Source organism: Stutzerimonas sp. CXK-1, assembly GCF_057738225.1.
In genome coordinates this window covers 93,137-108,664 of record NZ_CM173217.1, presented here as the reverse complement: position 1 = coordinate 108,664, position 15,528 = coordinate 93,137, and the positions used below count along the sequence as shown (strand labels likewise).

16 protein-coding genes are annotated in these 15,528 nt (G+C 66.9%); 9 read left to right on the top strand and 7 right to left on the bottom strand.

Annotated features, from left to right (window positions below; all coding sequences use genetic code 11):
• Position 1: 1 nt before the first annotated feature.
• The 7 genes from AC0KXH_RS00550 to AC0KXH_RS00520 all read right to left on the bottom strand — a co-directional run bounded on the left by AC0KXH_RS00550 (position 2) and on the right by AC0KXH_RS00520 (position 7,229).
• Entirely contained in the window at positions 2-2,098 is a 2,097-nt protein-coding gene (locus tag AC0KXH_RS00550; protein ID WP_061338266.1) for a flagellar biosynthesis protein FlhA, read from the bottom strand.
• A 2-nt stretch (positions 2,099-2,100) separates the two neighbouring features.
• Entirely contained in the window at positions 2,101-3,237 is a 1,137-nt protein-coding gene (gene flhB / locus AC0KXH_RS00545) for a flagellar biosynthesis protein FlhB (RefSeq protein WP_488223964.1), read from the bottom strand.
• Positions 3,230-4,027, bottom strand: coding sequence for a flagellar biosynthetic protein FliR (gene fliR, locus AC0KXH_RS00540; protein ID WP_061338268.1), 798 nt, complete (start codon positions 4,025-4,027; stop codon positions 3,230-3,232). The genes flhB and fliR overlap by 8 nt, the downstream gene beginning before the upstream one ends.
• A gap of 1 nt (position 4,028) precedes the next feature.
• Entirely contained in the window at positions 4,029-4,301 is a 273-nt protein-coding gene (locus tag AC0KXH_RS00535; protein ID WP_061338269.1) for a flagellar biosynthetic protein FliQ, read from the bottom strand.
• Positions 4,302-5,275: 974 nt separating this feature from the next.
• Positions 5,276-6,025, bottom strand: coding sequence for a flagellar type III secretion system pore protein FliP (fliP, locus tag AC0KXH_RS00530; protein ID WP_200627238.1), 750 nt, complete (start codon positions 6,023-6,025; stop codon positions 5,276-5,278).
• Between the two features lie 2 nt (positions 6,026-6,027).
• Complete coding sequence (fliN, locus tag AC0KXH_RS00525; RefSeq protein WP_061337871.1) at positions 6,028-6,393, bottom strand: flagellar motor switch protein FliN; 366 nt, start codon at positions 6,391-6,393, stop codon at positions 6,028-6,030.
• Positions 6,390-7,229, bottom strand: coding sequence for a FliM/FliN family flagellar motor switch protein (locus tag AC0KXH_RS00520; RefSeq protein ID WP_488224630.1), 840 nt, complete (start codon positions 7,227-7,229; stop codon positions 6,390-6,392). The genes fliN and AC0KXH_RS00520 overlap by 4 nt, the downstream gene beginning before the upstream one ends.
• Positions 7,230-7,661: 432 nt before the next feature.
• On the opposite strand from AC0KXH_RS00520, the gene AC0KXH_RS00515 reads away from it, so the two are divergent.
• The 9 genes from AC0KXH_RS00515 (at position 7,662) to flgN (ending at position 15,372) form a co-directional block, all read left to right on the top strand.
• Positions 7,662-9,050, top strand: a complete 1,389-nt coding sequence (locus tag AC0KXH_RS00515; protein WP_488223963.1) for a sigma-54 interaction domain-containing protein — start codon at positions 7,662-7,664, stop codon at positions 9,048-9,050.
• A gap of 19 nt (positions 9,051-9,069) precedes the next feature.
• Complete coding sequence (fliE, locus tag AC0KXH_RS00510; RefSeq protein WP_488223962.1) at positions 9,070-9,390, top strand: flagellar hook-basal body complex protein FliE; 321 nt, start codon at positions 9,070-9,072, stop codon at positions 9,388-9,390.
• A 14-nt stretch (positions 9,391-9,404) separates the two neighbouring features.
• Complete coding sequence (gene fliF / locus AC0KXH_RS00505) at positions 9,405-11,081, top strand: flagellar basal-body MS-ring/collar protein FliF (RefSeq protein ID WP_061337875.1); 1,677 nt, start codon at positions 9,405-9,407, stop codon at positions 11,079-11,081.
• Positions 11,053-12,105 carry a FliG C-terminal domain-containing protein gene (locus AC0KXH_RS00500; RefSeq protein ID WP_061337863.1) on the top strand — a complete coding sequence of 351 codons (1,053 nt, stop codon included), beginning with the start codon at positions 11,053-11,055 and terminating at the stop codon, positions 12,103-12,105. The genes fliF and AC0KXH_RS00500 overlap by 29 nt, the downstream gene beginning before the upstream one ends.
• Before the next feature lies 1 nt (position 12,106).
• Positions 12,107-12,802 carry a flagellar assembly protein FliH gene (gene fliH, locus AC0KXH_RS00495; RefSeq protein ID WP_488223961.1) on the top strand — a complete coding sequence of 232 codons (696 nt, stop codon included), beginning with the start codon at positions 12,107-12,109 and terminating at the stop codon, positions 12,800-12,802.
• 1 nt (position 12,803) lies between these two features.
• On the top strand, positions 12,804-14,138 hold the full coding sequence (gene fliI / locus AC0KXH_RS00490; RefSeq protein ID WP_488223960.1) for a flagellar protein export ATPase FliI: 1,335 nt from the start codon (positions 12,804-12,806) through the stop codon (positions 14,136-14,138).
• Positions 14,135-14,560: a flagellar FliJ family protein gene (locus AC0KXH_RS00485; RefSeq protein WP_488223959.1), complete on the top strand. Its 426-nt coding sequence runs from the start codon at positions 14,135-14,137 to the stop codon at positions 14,558-14,560. Before fliI ends, AC0KXH_RS00485 begins: the two co-directional genes overlap by 4 nt.
• A 99-nt stretch (positions 14,561-14,659) precedes the next feature.
• Complete coding sequence (gene flgM, locus AC0KXH_RS00480) at positions 14,660-14,935, top strand: flagellar biosynthesis anti-sigma factor FlgM (RefSeq protein ID WP_061340165.1); 276 nt, start codon at positions 14,660-14,662, stop codon at positions 14,933-14,935.
• Positions 14,932-15,372 (top strand): flagellar protein FlgN, encoded by a 441-nt coding sequence (gene flgN, locus AC0KXH_RS00475; RefSeq protein ID WP_061337853.1) that lies wholly within the window; start codon positions 14,932-14,934, stop codon positions 15,370-15,372. Before flgM ends, flgN begins: the two co-directional genes overlap by 4 nt.
• The last annotated feature ends 156 nt before the right edge of the window (positions 15,373-15,528 follow it).

The following is a 15,528-nucleotide window of genomic DNA, read 5'->3' as shown; positions in this document are numbered from 1 at the left end:
CTCAGCCCAGCGTACCGAGGATGTTCACTCCGACCCGGTCGGGGATCTCGTTCTGCGACAGGACGTGCAGGCCCGGGCTGAACACCCGTGCGTAGCGCGCCAGCAGCGGGCGCAGCTGCGGCATCACGGTGAGGATCGGCGGCTGGCCTTCCTTGCGCAGCTTTTCCTTCACCACCGGCATGCTGTTCTGCAGCTGGTTGAGCAGGCTCGGCTCCACCGGGATGTTGTCCAGGCTCACCGGGCCGGCCTGCTGGGCGATCGCCAGGGCATTTAGCAGGGTGTTCTCCAGTGCGTTCTCCAGCACGAACACGCCCAGCTCGCGGCGGTCGCCGGCGACCATGGCGACAATGCTGCGACGCAGCGCGAAGCGCACGTCGGCGGCCAGCAGCACCGGGTCCTTGGTGCTCTCGCTGCACTCGAGCAGGGTACTGGCGATGGTCTCGATGTCGCGCAGCGGCACCTCTTCCTGCAGCAGCTGGCGGTACACGCGCAGCTGCTGGGTGTGGCTCAGCGCGCCCTTGAGGCTGTCGGCCAGCCGCGGCGCCTGCAGCGCCAGGCGCTGCATCAGGTGCTCGACGTCGTCATGCTTGAACAGGTCCGGCAGGTGTTCGCGGATCACCTTGTTCAGGTGCGTGGCGATGACGCTGGCGCAGTCGATCACCTGGTAGCCGAGGTTCAGCGCGCGCGACTTGTCGCCCGGCTGGATCCACACCACCTGCATGCGGTAGGCCGGGTCGGTGCCGAGAATGCCGTCGATCTCGCCGTACAACTCCGGCGAGGGAATCGCCATCAGCCGGTCGGCGTGCAGCTCGGCGCCGTCGATCTTCTCGCCGTTGATGTAGATGTCGTACTGCGAGGCCTTAAGCCGCAGGCTGTCGCGGATCTGCACCTCCGGCAGAAGAAAGCCCAGGTGCTCGGAAAGCGTCTGGCGCACGCCACGCACGCGGGCGGTCAGCGGCGCGCCGGACGCTTCGTTGACCAGCCCGACGAGCTTGTAGCCGAGCGACACCGAGAGCCGCTCGACCAGCGGAATGTCGTTCCAGGCCAGGGCCTGCGCACGCTCCTTGTCCATCGCCTGGCCGAGCGCCTGGATCTCGCTGAGGTCGGCCGCCTCGGCGGGCGGCGCGTCGCGCGAGACGCGCCAGCCGACAAAGGCCACCAGCGCGGCGAAGCCGATGAACGCCAGGTGCGGCATGCCCGGCACCAGGCCGATGATGAACAGCACGCCGGCCACGGTGTAGAGCGTCGAGGGGTTGGCCAGCAGCTGGCGGCGCACCTGGCTGGTGATGTCGCTCGATTCGTTGATGCGGGTGACGATGATCGCCGCCGCGGTGGCCAGCAGCAGCGCCGGAATCTGCGCCACCAGGCCGTCGCCGATGGTCAGCAGGGCGTACTGGCGAAAGGCGTCGCCGGCGTCCAGGCCATGCACGAAGACACCGATGGCAAAGCCGCCGAACAGGTTGATGAAGAGGATCAGGATGCCGGCGATGGCATCGCCGCGGACGAACTTCGAGGCGCCGTCCATGGCGCCGTAGAAGTCGGCCTCCTTGGCCACTTCCTGGCGCCGCGCCTTGGCCTGCTCCTGAGTCACCAGGCCGGCGTTGAGGTCGGCGTCGATCGCCATCTGCTTGCCCGGCAGGGCGTCGAGGGTGAAGCGCGCGGTGACTTCCGAGATGCGCTCGCCGCCCTTGGTGATGACGATGAAGTTGATGATCATCAGGATCACGAACACCACCAGGCCGACGATGAAGTTGCCGCCGATCACCACCTCGCCGAAGGCCTCGATCACCTTGCCTGCCGCGCCGCTGCCGCTGTGGCCCTCGAGCAGCACCACGCGGGTCGAGGCGACGTTCAGGCACAGCCGCATCAGCGTGGTGATGAGGATCACCGTGGGGAACAGCGAGAAGTCCAGCGGGCTCTTCGACGACAGGCTGACCAGCAGCACCAGCACCGCCATGGCGATGTTGAAGGTGAACAGGATGTCCAGCAGCTGCGGCGGCAGCGGCAGGATGATCATCGCCAGGATCGACAGGATCAGCACCGGGATGCCGATGCGGCCGCTGCGCAGGGTGGACGAGAGTTGCTGCATCAGGTTCATGGTCAGGCTCGGTTGAACAGGGCTTCGGGAATGTCGAGGTTGCGCGCCAGCTCCGGGCGTGCGCGGCGGCGGCCTTCACGCCAGGCCTTGAGCTGGAGGATGTAGGTCAGCACGTGCGCCACCGCGGTGTAGAGCGGCGCCGGGATCTGCTGATTGACCTGGGTGCTGAAGTACACGGCACGCGCCAGCGGCGGCACCTCGAGCACTTCCAGCCCCTGGCCCTGGGCCAGCTTGCGGATGTACAGGGCCATCTCGTCGACGCCGCGGGCGATGACGAAGGGCGCCTCGGCCTTCTTGCGGTCGTAACGCAGCGCCACGGCGTAGTGCGTCGGATTGACGATCACCACATCGGCATCCTTGATCACCTTGGCCACCTGGCGCTGGGCGAGCTGGCGCTGCAACTGGCGGATGCGCGCCTTCACTTCCGGGCGGCCTTCCTGGTTCTTGTGCTCTTCCTTGCGCTCCTGCTTGGTCATGCGCATCTTCTTGAGAAAGAAGAAGCGCTGCAGCGGGATGTCGATCAGCGAGAACAGCAGGAACACCAGCAGCAGGCTGACGGCCAGGTCGAAGGTCAGCGAGAAGGCCCCGCCGATGGCCGTGCTGATGTCGCTGCGCTGCAGGGCGATCAGCCGCGGCGCAGCGAAATGCAGCTGACACAGCGCCACGCCGAGCAGCGTGGCGATCTTCAGCAGCGACTTGGCCAGTTCGCTCCAGTTCTGCGCACCGACCATGCGCTTGAGGCCGGCCAGCGGGTTGAGCTTGCCGAAGTTGGGGCTGAAGTTCTTTGCCGCGAACACCCAGCCGCCGGGCACCAGGCCGAAGGCCACCACCAGCAGCGGCGTGACCAGCAGCGGCAGCAGCACCCAGACGAACAGCAACAGGTTGTGCTGGAGCAGCAATGCCAGGTCACGCTCGCCGAGCGGGCCACGCTGCTCGCTGGCCAGGCTCAGGCGAAAGCTCTGTTCGATGCCGTCCATGAACAGGCCGACGGCGAACTTCAGCGCGAGCAGCGTGGCGAGCAGCGACACCGTGGTGGCGACGTCCTTGGAGCGCGCGACCTGGCCCTGCTCGCGGCTCTTGCGCAGCTTCTGCTCGGACGCCTCCTCGGTCTTGTCCTGGGTGCTGTTCTGCTCAGACATGCCCGCCGCTCCGTAGCAGCACGCCGAGCTTGTCGAGCAGCTCGCGGGTCAGGTGCAGATAGGCCTCGGCGAGGTTTGGCAGGGTCAGGTAGATCAGCGTCAGGCCGGCCAGAATGGCCATCGGAAAGCCGAGCGAGAACAGGTTCATCGCCGGCGAGATACGGTTGAGCAGGCCAAAGCAGAACTGCACCAACGTCATGCAGAACACCAGCGGCAGGGCGATCAGCAGAGCCGCCGAGAGCACCCAGCCGAGCGACCAGGCGATCGTCTGCAGGCCCTGCCAGTGCACGCCGCTGCCGACCGGCCAGTAGACGAAACTCTGGTAGAGGATGCTCACCGTGACCAGGTGGCCGTCGATGGCGAAGAACAGCAGCGCCAGCAGGATGAAATACAGCTGGTAGATGATCGACGAGGACGACACCCCGTTCATCGGGTCATTGAGTACCGCCATCGACAGGCCGAGCTGGGTCGATACCACATCGCCGATCAGGGTGAACACGGTGAACACCAACAGCAGCGCCAGCCCCAGCAGCAGGCCCATGGCAACCTGCTCGAACGCCACCAGCAGGCCCGCCATCGACAGCGGGTCGAGCCGCGGTGGCGCCGGCAGCGCCGCGCCAAGCGCCAGGGTCAAGGCCAGCGCCAGCAACACGCGCACGCGCACCGAAATCGCCTTGTGGCTGAACAGCGGCGCCAGGCCGAACACCGCCATGATCCGGCAGAACGGCCACCAGTACGCCTGCAGGCCCTGCAGCGTCTGGCCGAGGTTGATCAACGGCTCGCCGGCCATCTCAGCCCACCAGCCGCCCGGCCTGGCGGAAGGTCTCGACGAACAGATCGCTGAGCGTGCCGAGGATCCAGTGCCCGGCGAAGATCAGCATGCCGAGGGTGATCAGCAGGCGCGGCAGAAAGCTCAGCATCTGTTCGTTGATCTGCGTGGCGGCCTGGAAAATGCTGATCAGCAGGCCACCGAGCAGGCTCGGCACGACCAGCACGCAGACCACCAGCACGATCACGTGGATGGCGTTGGAGACGAGGTGGACGGCGGTGTCGGGGGTCAGCATCGGGGCACCTTGGCGGTGGGCGTTTGGTCCGCACTCGCTTGCGTAGGGTGGAAAACCGCGCAGCGTTTTCCACCACCGGTGGCGTGTAGGTTTATGTCCGGCGCGGCGCTTTCCTTCGCACGGGCTACTGGTTGCGCCTCGCACGGCGTTTCACTTTTTTGTGCCTGGACAGGCAGAAACGTAGGGTGGAAAACCGCAAAGCGTTTTCCACCAATGGAGGCGCGCACGCTCGTGTCTGGCGTTGCGCTTTCCCCGGCGGGGGCTACCGGTTGCGCCTTGTACGGCGCCTCACTTTTCTTTGCACGCGGATCGCCGCCCGGCGCAAAGAAAAGTAAGCAAAAGAAAGCGCGCCCCTTCATCCGGGTCCGGGAGCTTCGCTTCCGGACTTCCCTCCTTCCGCCAACACTCCGGGGGCCGGCGTACAAGGGCCATCCCTGGCCCTTTATCGCGGGGACGCCTAGTCCTCTCGCGGCATCCATGCCGCTCGTCCCCCTGCGCGCTGGCTCCACTCGGCCGTCTGCAAGGGGAAGGGTGATGTCGCCTGTTGGGGCGTGCATGGAAGAGCAAAGCGAAGCCAGCCGCTGCTCCTTCAGCCAACTCGGACCGGAATCCCCTTCAGGAGGCCGAACGCAGGCGTTGCGCAGGGGGACGCGAGGCATGGACGCCGAGCGAGTCACGAAGGGACAGGGACGTCCCTTCGTGACGTGCCCTCGGAGCAACGCCGGAGTGAGGGAAGTCTGGTCGCACAGCGGCCAGACCCGGATGCAGGGGTGGCCTTCTTTTTGGTTACTTTTTCTTGGCCAGACAAGAAAAAGTGACGCGCCGTGAGAGGCGCAACCTGTCGGTTGGGCCGAGGAAAGCGCCGCGTCATGCACCGAAACACGTGACGAAACCAAACAAGGTGGAAAACGCTTCGCGGTTTTCCACCCTACGCAGGTGGGCGCGGGCCAGGCGGGTGCCAACATTCCCATCACCTAGAACGGCTGAACGCTGGTGGTCAGCGTCCCCATCAACAGCGCCCAGCCATCGACCAGCACGAACACCATTAGCTTGAACGGCAGCGAAATCATCATCGGCGAGAGCATCATCATGCCCATCGCCATCAGCACGCTGGCGACCACCAGGTCGATCACCAGAAACGGTAGGAAGATCATGAACCCCAGCTGAAACGCAGTCTTCAGCTCACTCAGCACGAACGCCGGCAGCAGCAGCGAGAAGTCCAGCTCGGCGAGGTCTTCGGGCAGTTCCTCGCCGGCCAGCGAGACCATGGTCTGCAGCGAGGTCTGGTTGGTCTGCGCCAGCATGAAGCCCGACAGCGTGCCCTTGGCCGAGTCGAGTGCCTGCTCGAGGGTCAGTTCGTCGTGCTGGAACGGCGTATAGGCCTGGGCGTGGATTTCCTGCCAGACCGGGCGCATCACCAGCAGGGTGACGATCAGCGCGATGCCGATCAGCACCTGGTTCGGCGGGCTCTGCTGCAGGCCGATGGCCTGGCGCAGGATGGCCAGCACGATGATGAAGCGGGTAAAGCAGGTCATCATCATCAGCATCGCCGGGAGAAAGCCCAGCAAGGTCATGAGGATGAGGATCTGCACCTTCACCGAGAAGTCCTGGCCGGTCTCGGTGTCGTTCAGGCTGAACAGGGTGATCTCGCCACCCGCCCCGTGAGCGGTCAGCGGGAGCAGCGCCAGGAGCAGCGTGCCGAGCGCGCGCAGCAGCGAGGGCATGGTCAGGACGCGAGCGATTCGAGGCCGGCGCCGGACAGCTCGAGGATGCGCAGCCCGTAGTTGCCGTTCATCACCACCACCTCGGCCTTGGCGAACGGGGTGCCGTTGACCTTCACGTCCAGCGGTTCGCCGGCGAGCTTGTCGAGCACGATGACGCTGCTGGTATCGACTTCCATCAGCTCCTTGAGCGAGATCTCCGCCGAGGCCACCTCCAGGGTGACATTCACCGGAATCTTGCCGAAGAAGCTCAGGTCCGGGCGCGCCGGCTGCGCGGGTGCCTCGACTGCCGGCTCTTCGGCGGCTTCCAGGCTCAGGTCGCCCTCGTTCAGCAGGTTCTCGAATTCGTTGTCCGACAGTTGACCGTTCATTGGGCGTTCACGCTTTCCAGTGAAGTGAGGAACAGGGCGCCGTCTTCCTCGAAGATGGCGCCGCGGTAGAGCTTCTCGCCGTTGATGCGCACCTCGTAGCGATCCAGCGGGCGCAGCAGCAGCACGTCGCCGGGTGCCAGCTCCAGTGCCTGCGCCAGCGGCATCTGGGTCGCCGCGATGACGCAGTCCAGGCGCACCGGCAGGTGCTTGACCTGATCCAGCGGATTGCCGCCGAGCCGCGGCGTGCTCGGCCCGGCGAGGCGATCGGTGAGTTCGTCCACCAGCTGCGCATCGAGAAAAATGAAGATCGACGAACGCCGACCGCTCAGGTGGCTCAGGTACTGGTACTCGGCGACGTATTCCCAGACGCGCTCTTCGTAATCGTTCTGGTACCGCTCCAGCGCGCCGAAGCTCTCTCCGCCGAGCAACGAGCGAAAGAAGATATCGGCGACGTCGTGGCCCAGCCGGTCGCGCATGCGCTGTTCGGAACTGCTGATCGGCGGGGTTTCCTGACGCGGCGCCGAAATGCCGCCGTAATAACATTCCAGGGCTTCGGTCAGCAGTTCACGGTCGATGGTAAAACCAACTTTGCCCAGGGCGCAGCGATAAATGCAGTCGGGCGTTCGCTGGCCCAGTTCACCGACCAGAAGATCGGCCAGTTCAATATTGATTCGATAATGACGCAGAAAGTAATCGCCGATCAAGCGCGGATTCTTGTGCGTGGTTTCCTTGATCAATTGCGGAACACGATGATGATGCCGGCCCAGTTTGTGCGGCTTCAAAACGGTCAGGCTCTGGGGCGGCACGCCATGGTGGACTTTTGATTGGCCAGACATGTTGTGAAGTTCTTTTCCTGATTCCGTGGGACCGGCCCATGCCGCACCGGGCATGGCACATGGTGCGTTTTCGCAGCGCCCGGAGAGGGGAATGCCGAACGCCTCCACGCATTGCTCCAGACGCCGGCGAGTCTAGGCGTAGCGCGGTTGCGGGTTAAATCAAGAGATATCAAATGAGCTTTTTTGAGGGCGCAGTGAGGCGGCTGAGCAGAATTCAGCACAACTGATTGCCGGCAGGGCAGGGACACCCGTTAACGTGCGCGCACCGAATTGGAATTATCCGGCTCGCCAGCACTGAGTGCGTCCTGTTCGACAGGAAAGACGGCCAGAGTTCCGTATCGCTTAAATATTTTTTCAAACTTCGATGGTGCGCCTGACCGGGCCGCGCAATCCCCCACTCGGTATGCAAACGTGAACAGTGGTAGCCAGGCAATGAACTACTCCTACGACGAGCGTTACGAGCAATCGGCCGCACGAAAGAAGGTGATGGTGATCGGCAAGAGTGCCGAGCACGGCTGCCGTTTTCTTCATCAACAATTGTTGAAAGAGCATTGCGAAGTTCGCGGCTGCGAAACTTTCGAACAACTTGCGCAGACCGGGCTGGGCGATATCGAACTGGTCTTCGTGTTCATCGGCGGCCTGTCGAGTGCTTCGCTCTATGCCAAGGTCGATGGCCTGGTGCGCCGCGCCGGCGAGATCAGCGTCGTGCCGGTGGTCGAGTACGCCGACCAGGAAAAGGCCGCCACGCTGCTGGAGCTCGGTTGCGTCGACTACCTGCTGTCACCGTTCAGCGAGAGCCAGCTCGGCGCCCTGCTGCGGCGCCAGGCCTGCGCTGCCGCCGCGCAGGAGAGCTTTGTTTCCGGTTCGCGCGCCGGGCGCCGGCTGCTGGCGATGGCCCAGCGCGTGTCGGGCAGCCGCGCCCCGGTGCTGATCACTGGCGAGACCGGCACCGGCAAGGAGCTGATGGCACGCTACATCCACGATTTCTCGGCCAGCAGCGAGGCACCGTTCATTGCGGTGAACTGCGCGGCGATTCCCGAGCAGATGCTCGAGTCGATTCTGTTCGGTCACGAGAAAGGTGCCTTTACCGGCGCGGTCAGCGCGCAGCCGGGCAAGTTCGAGCTGGCCAATGGCGGCACCCTGCTGCTCGACGAGATCGGCGAGCTGCCGCTGGGCCTGCAGGCCAAGCTGCTGCGCGTGCTACAGGAGCAGCGCGTGGAGCGCCTCGGCGGGCGGCGCGAGATCGCCCTCGACGTGCGCATCATCGCCGCGACCAACCGCGACCTGCAGCAGGAGGTCGCCGAGGGGCGCTTCCGTGCCGATCTGATGTTCCGCCTCGACGTCCTGCCGCTGCACATCAGCCCGCTGCGCGAGCGCAAGGAAGACGTGCTGCCACTGGCGCGCCGCTTCATCCGCCGCTATGCGCCGCAGGACGCGCGCGACGACCTGCTCACCGAGGACGCCTGCCGCGCCCTGCTGCAGCACGACTGGCCAGGCAACGCGCGGGAACTGGAGAACACCATCCAGCGCGCCCTGGTGCTGCGCAACGGCCTGTTCATCCAGCCGCACGATCTCGGCCTGGCACCTGCCGCCGGCCCGGTCGAGCCGCGTCTGGAGCGCCAGCTGACCGGGGCGGCCGAAGGTGGCAAGGCGGCGCTGAAGGCCAGCGGCAAGTGGGCCGAGTACCAGCACGTGATCGACACCATTCGCCGCTTCGACGGCCACAAGGCCAAGGCCGCGGCGAGCCTGGGGATGACCTCGCGCGCCCTGCGCTATCGCCTCAATGCCATGCGCGAGCAGGGCATCGAGCTGAATTTCTGATGACCGGGGAGACCAACCGATGACTTCAATCACGCAGGTCCAGCAGCAGCTGCTGAGCCAGATGCAGCAGCTGGCGCAGGCGGCCGGTAGCGAAACGGTGCGCGCCTCGCAGACGCCACCCAGCGGCCTGGGCGCGACCTTCGAGGCGGCGCTGCGCAACGTCGATGCCCAGCAGCACCAGGCCGGTGCGGCGGTGGCCGCGGTCGAGCGCGGCGAGAGCGACGATCTGGTCGGCGCGATGCTCGACAGCCAGAAGGCCAGCGTGTCGTTCTCGGCCCTGCTGCAGGTGCGCAACAAGCTGACCACGGCGTTCGATGACGTCATGAGAATGCCGCTTTGACCGGGAGCCGTGCCGTGCTGGACAAGATCAAGGGCCGCCTGCCCGCCGGCGGCCTGCAGCTCGACCCACGGGTGACGCTGGCCGGCATGGCCGTGCTCGCCGCCGCCGCGGCTGTCGCCGTGGTCTTCTACCTGTGGCGCGACAATGCCTCCTACCGCCCGTTGTATGGCGCCGGCGAAGCCTTTCCCGCCGCCGAGGTGATGCAGGTGCTCGACGGCGAGGCGCTGGCCTACCGGGTGCATCCGCAGAGCGGCCAGGTGCTGGTGCGCGAGGACCAGCTGGCCCAGGCGCGCATGCTGCTCGCCGCGCGTGGGGTGAAGGTCAGCCTGCCGACCGGCTATGAACTGTTCGACAAGGAAGAGCCGCTGGGCACCAGCCAGTTCGTGCAGGACGTGCGCTTGAAGCGCAGCCTGGAAGGCGAACTGGCACGCACGGTGATGGCGCTCAAGGGCGTGCAGCACGCCCGCGTGCATCTGGCGCAGGAGGAAAACAGCTCCTTCGTGATCAGCCGCCGGGCGCCGGGCAAGGCCTCGGTGATGCTGCAGCTCGAGCCGGGGCAGGCGCTGAAGGCCGAGCAGGTCGCGGCGATCGTCAACCTGGTCGCCGGCAGCGTGCCGAACCTCAAGGCCGAGGATGTCAGCGTGGTCGACCAGTACGGCGCGCTGCTCTCGCGCGGGCTGAACGTCAGCGGCGCGCCGGCGCAGAACTGGCAGGCCGTCGAGGACTACCAGCAGAAGGCCGCGGGCAACATCGAGCAGGTCCTGGCGCCGGTGCTGGGGGCGGGCAACTTCCGCATCAGCGTCGCCGCCGACATCGACTTCAGCCAGAAGGAAGAGACCTTCCAGTCCTACGGCGATACGCCGCGCCTGCGCCGCGAGGTGCTCAGCAACGAGAGCGCGCTGGACCAGCTGGCGCTCGGCGTGCCCGGCTCGCTGAGCAACAAGCCGGTGCCGCCAGCGGCCGAGGGCGAGCAGGCGCAGCAGCCATCGACCGAGAACAAGGGCATGACCTCGCTGCGCGAGGAATCGACCCGCCAGCTCGATTACGACCAGAGCGTGGTGCACGTCAAGCACGCCGGCTTCGCCCTGCGCCAGCAGAGCGTGGCCGTGGTGCTCAACGCCGAGGCTGCACCGGAGGGCGGCTGGAGCGATGCGGCGCGCGCCGAGCTGGAGGCGATGGTCAAGAGCGCGGTGGGCTTCAACGCCGGCCGCGGCGACCTGCTCACGCTCAGCGTGCTGCCCTTCGCCGCGGTGAGCGATGCCGGGCAGGCGCTGGCCTGGTGGGAAAATCCCCAGGTGCATGCGCTGGCCAAGATCGCCGTCGCCGGCCTGGTCGCCCTGCTGCTGTTGCTGCTGGTGGTGCGCCCGGCGATCCGCAGCCTGACCCGGCGCGAGGGCGAGCCTGCGCCGAATGCGGCGGCCGAGGCGACACTGGCGGCGCCGACAGCGATGCCCGCCCTGGCCGGCGATGCGCGCCCGGCGCTGGCCGGGCCACGCCTGGAGGGCGGCACGGCGACCATTTTCGGCGAGCTCAACCCGCTCTCGGAGATCCGCCTGCCGGCGCCCGGCTCGGGCCTGGAGATGCAGATCGAGCACCTGCAGATGCTCGCCAAGAACGACCCGGAGCGGGTTTCGGAAGTCATCAAGCATTGGATAGGCCGCAATGAAAGAGACCTCAACCCCGCCGGCTAACGGTGGCAAGGACATCAAGCCGCACGCGCAGCTGCGTTCGGTCAGCTCGCTGGAGCAGGCGGCCATCCTCATGCTGAGCATGGGCGACGAGATCTCCGCCGGCATCCTGCGCAACTTCTCGCGCGAGGAAATCATCGCCATCAGCCAGGCGATGGCGCGGCTGTCCAACGTCAAGCAGCCGATGGTCTCGGAGGTCATCGGCCGCTTCTTCGACGACTACAAGGAGCAGAGCAGCATCAAGGGCGCCAGCCGCGGCTACCTGGCCGGCATGCTGTCACGCGCGCTCGGCGGCGAGATCACCCGTTCGCTGCTCGACTCGATCTATGGCGAGGAAATCCGCGCCAAGATGGCCAAGCTCGAATGGCTCGACCCGCGCCAGTTCGCCGCGCTGATCGCCAAGGAACACGCGCAGATGCAGGCGGTGTTCCTGGCCTTCCTGCCGCCGGGCATGGCCACCGAAGTGCTCGAGTGCATGCCGGCCGAGCGCCAGGACGAGCTGCTGTTCCGCATCGCCAACCTCAGCGAGGTCAACAGCGACGTCATCGCCGAGCTCGAGCAGCTCATCGACCGCAGCCTGAAGGTGCTCAGCACCCAGGGCTCGCAGGTGCGCGGCGTGAAGCAGGCGGCCGACATCATGAATCGCTTCAAGGGCAACCGCGACCAGATGTTCGAGCTGCTGCGCGCGCATGACGAGACGCTGGTCGAGCGCATCGAGGACGAGATGTACGACTTCTTCATCCTCTCCAAGCAGAACCAGGACGTGCTGCAGGCACTGCTCGAGGCCATTCCGCTGGAGGAATGGGTGGTCGCGCTCAAGGGCGCCGAGCCGGAGCTGGTCAAGGCCATCCAGGGCGCGCTGCCCAAGCGCCAGGCCCAGCAGATGGAGTCGATCAGCCGCCGCCAGGGGCCGGTGCCGCTGTCGCGCGTCGAGCAGGTGCGCAAGGACATCATGGCCGTGGTGCGCGAAATGAGCGCCGACGGCGAGCTGCAGGTGCAGCTGTTCCGCGAACAGACGGTGGAATGAGATGACGGTCAAGGTGATCAAGGCCGACGGCCGGCCGTGGCGAGCGTTTCGCTTCCCGCCCCGGGTACGCCCGCCGGCCGAAACGGGCTCCGGCCCGGTCGATGCCGCGGCGCTGCAGCGCGCGGTGGCCGACGGCTTCCAGGAAGGCCTCGACAAGGGCTACCGCGAAGGGCTCGAACAGGGCCGCGAGGCCGGTCATCGCGAGGGCTTCGCCCGCGGCGTCGAGGACGGTCGCGCCATCGGTCGCGAGGAAGGCCGGGCCAAGGGCCGCGAGGCCTTCGACGAGGCCGGGCGGCCGCTGGAGCGGATGATCGAGGAATTCGCCGCATTCCGCCGCGCCTTCGATCAGGCCCGTCGCGAGGAGCTGCTGGAGCTGGTGCAGAAGGTTTCCCGCCAGGTGATTCGCTGCGAGCTGACCCTGCACCCCACCCAGCTGCTGTCGCTGGCCGAGGAGGCGCTGGCGGCCATGCCCGACGATCAGCAGGACGTGCGCCTGCACCTCAACCCGGAGGAATGCGCGCGCATCCGCGAACTGGCGCCCGAACGCGCCGCCGCCTGGCGCCTGGTCGCCGACGACAAGCTGGCGCTCGGCGAATGCCGCGTGCTGACCGCCCAGGCCGAGGCCGACATCGGCTGCCAGCAACGCCTGGACTCCTGCATGGATGCGCTGGCCGAACACATCCGGGCCGAGGGCTGAGATGTCGCTGCGCGAGAGCTTTCGCCTCGACGAAGCGCTGCGCTCGCTCGACGCGGTGCAGCTGGCCAAGGTCAGCGGCCGGCTGGTGCGCGTCTCCGGCATGCTGCTCGAAGCGCTCGGCTGCCAGCGCATGACCGGCCAGCGCTGCTTCGTCGAACAGGGCGACGGCAGCATGCTCGAGGCGCAGGTGGTCGGCTTCAACCGCGACATCACCTACCTGATGCCGTTCAAGAAGCCGGTCGGCCTGACCGCCGGCTCGCGGGTATTCCCGGCGCCGGATGACGCCAAGCTGCATATCGACGAATCCTGGCTCGGCCGCGTGCTCAATGGCCTCGGCGAGCCGCTGGACGAGCGCGGCAGGCTCGGTGGGCGCGACCCGCTGCCGGTCGAGCTGCCGATGGTCAACCCGCTCCGCCGCCGCCCGGTGGCCGAGCCGCTGGATGTCGGCGTGCGCGCGATCAACGCCACCCTGACGCTCGGCAAGGGCCAGCGTGTCGGCCTGTTCGCCGGCTCCGGCGTCGGCAAGAGCGTGCTGCTGGGCATGATCACCCGACAGACCAAGGCCGATGTGGTGGTGGTCGGGCTGATCGGCGAACGCGGCCGCGAGGTGCAGGAATTCCTCCTGCACTCGCTGGGCGAGGAAGGCCTGAAAAAGGCTGTGGTGGTGGTCGCCCCGGCCAACGAGTCGCCGCTGATGCGGCTGAAGGCCACCGAGCTGTGCCACAGCATCGCCGCCTACTTCCGCGACCAGGACCATGACGTGCTGCTCTTGGTCGATTCGCTGACCCGCTACGCCATGGCCCAGCGCGAGATCGCCCTGGCCCTCGGCGAGCCGCCGGCGACCAAGGGCTACCCGCCGTCGGTGTTCGGCATGCTGCCGGAGCTGGTGGAAAGCGCCGGCAACGGCGAAAGCGACCGGGGCAGCCTCAGCGCGATCTACACCGTGCTCGCCGAGGGCGACGACCAGCAGGACCCCATCGTCGACTGCGCACGGGCGATTCTCGACGGCCACATCGTCCTCGCCCGGCGCCTGGCCGAAGCCGGGCACTACCCGGCGATCGACGTCTGCGCCTCGGTCAGCCGCTGCATGAGCCAGGTCGGCCAGCCCGCGCACCTGGGCGCGGCACGCCAGCTCAAGGAGCTCTACAGCACCTACGAGAAGATCCGCGAGCTCATCCCGCTGGGCGGCTACACGCCCGGCGCCGACGCGCGCACCGACCGCGCCGTACAGCTGGCCGCCGCTATCGAGCGTTTCCTGCGCCAGGAGGTTGGCGAAGCGGCGGAGCTGGAGACCAGCATCGCCACCCTGCAGGCCGTGCTGAGGAAGTCCGCATGAAGCAGCAGATCGAGACCCTCAAGCGTCTGGCCGACCTGCGTGGCAGCCGCGTGCAGCAGATGCTCGGCCGCGTGCAGTACCAGCAGAACCTCTGCCAGCGTTACCGCAACAACATCACCGGGCTGTCGCGCCTGTGCGGCTTCAGCGTGCCGATGAGCACGCCACTGCAGCGCGACAACCAGCAGCGCTACAAGGCCACGCTGTACAAGATGGTCGAGCTGCAGCGCCGCGAGCTGGAGGTCGCCGAGCAGACCCTGGAGCGCATCCGCCGCGAATTGCTGCAGGCGATGCGCAGCGAGAAGGTGGTCGAGAACGTCATCGACGCCAAGCTGGCGCAGTGGCAACAGCTGCTGGCCCGCCAGGAACAGAAGATCCAGGACGGCCTGGCCGCGCAGAGCCACCTGCGCCAGCAGGCCGGTTGAGGCCCGCCGCCCCGTCCGGCGGATTTTTTCCACGGCGCGCTAAAGTTTCCGCCAGGCGCGGTCGCTCATAGGCTGTAACCACTTCGTTGGAAACCGATCATGGAAATCAGCCGGCACTTCAAGCCTGCCTTAAGCCCCACCGAAACCACCGCCGCACGCCAGCCGAACCCGCGCCCGGCGACCCCGGCGAGCACGGCGCGCAGCGCCGACAGCCTGCCGCTGGAGCAGATGCACGAAGCCTTGCGCGCCATGCCCGAGGTCGACCTGGACCGCGTCGCCGCGCTCAAGCAGGCCCTGGCCCAGGGTGAACTCGACAGCGACCCGGCGGCGCTGGCGGCGAGCATGCTCTCCTACCACCGCGGAACCGATGCGTGAACCAGCGTGACAGGTTGCTGGCGGTCGTCGCCGACGACATCCGGCAGGATTGCGAGCAATACCTCGCCCTGCGCGACCTGATGCAGGCGCTGTACACCTTTCTGCTGGAACGCGACAGCGCGGAGATCGACCGCCTGAACCTGCAGATCACCCGCCACGTCGAGGCGCTCGAAGTGCGCGCGCGACGCCGCGCCAAGGTGCTTGGCGCCTTTCGCCTGAGCGGCGACGGCGATGGCATGCAGCGCCTGCTGGCCAGCTACCCGGCCGACCAGCGCGCCGAGCTGCAGGCGGGCTGGCAACAGCTCGGCAGCCTCGCGCGGCATTGCCAGCAGCTCAACGAGCGCAACGGCAAACTGCTCGCCATGCACCATGACCTGTTGCAGCAGCTGCTCGGCGACCAGCGCGACGCCCGGGTCTACCAGCCGCACGCCTACTAGCACGCGCCGCCGGCCACAGCCGCCAGACAGAGCCCACGGGCGCCCGCCCCCTCGCCTGCCACCAGCTTTGCGCGCCTTTTTTGCGCGACGCCTTAAGTACCGCCCCCTGATTCGTCGCCTTTAACCCTGGAGAACACGCCGCCGATCAGGCGGAAA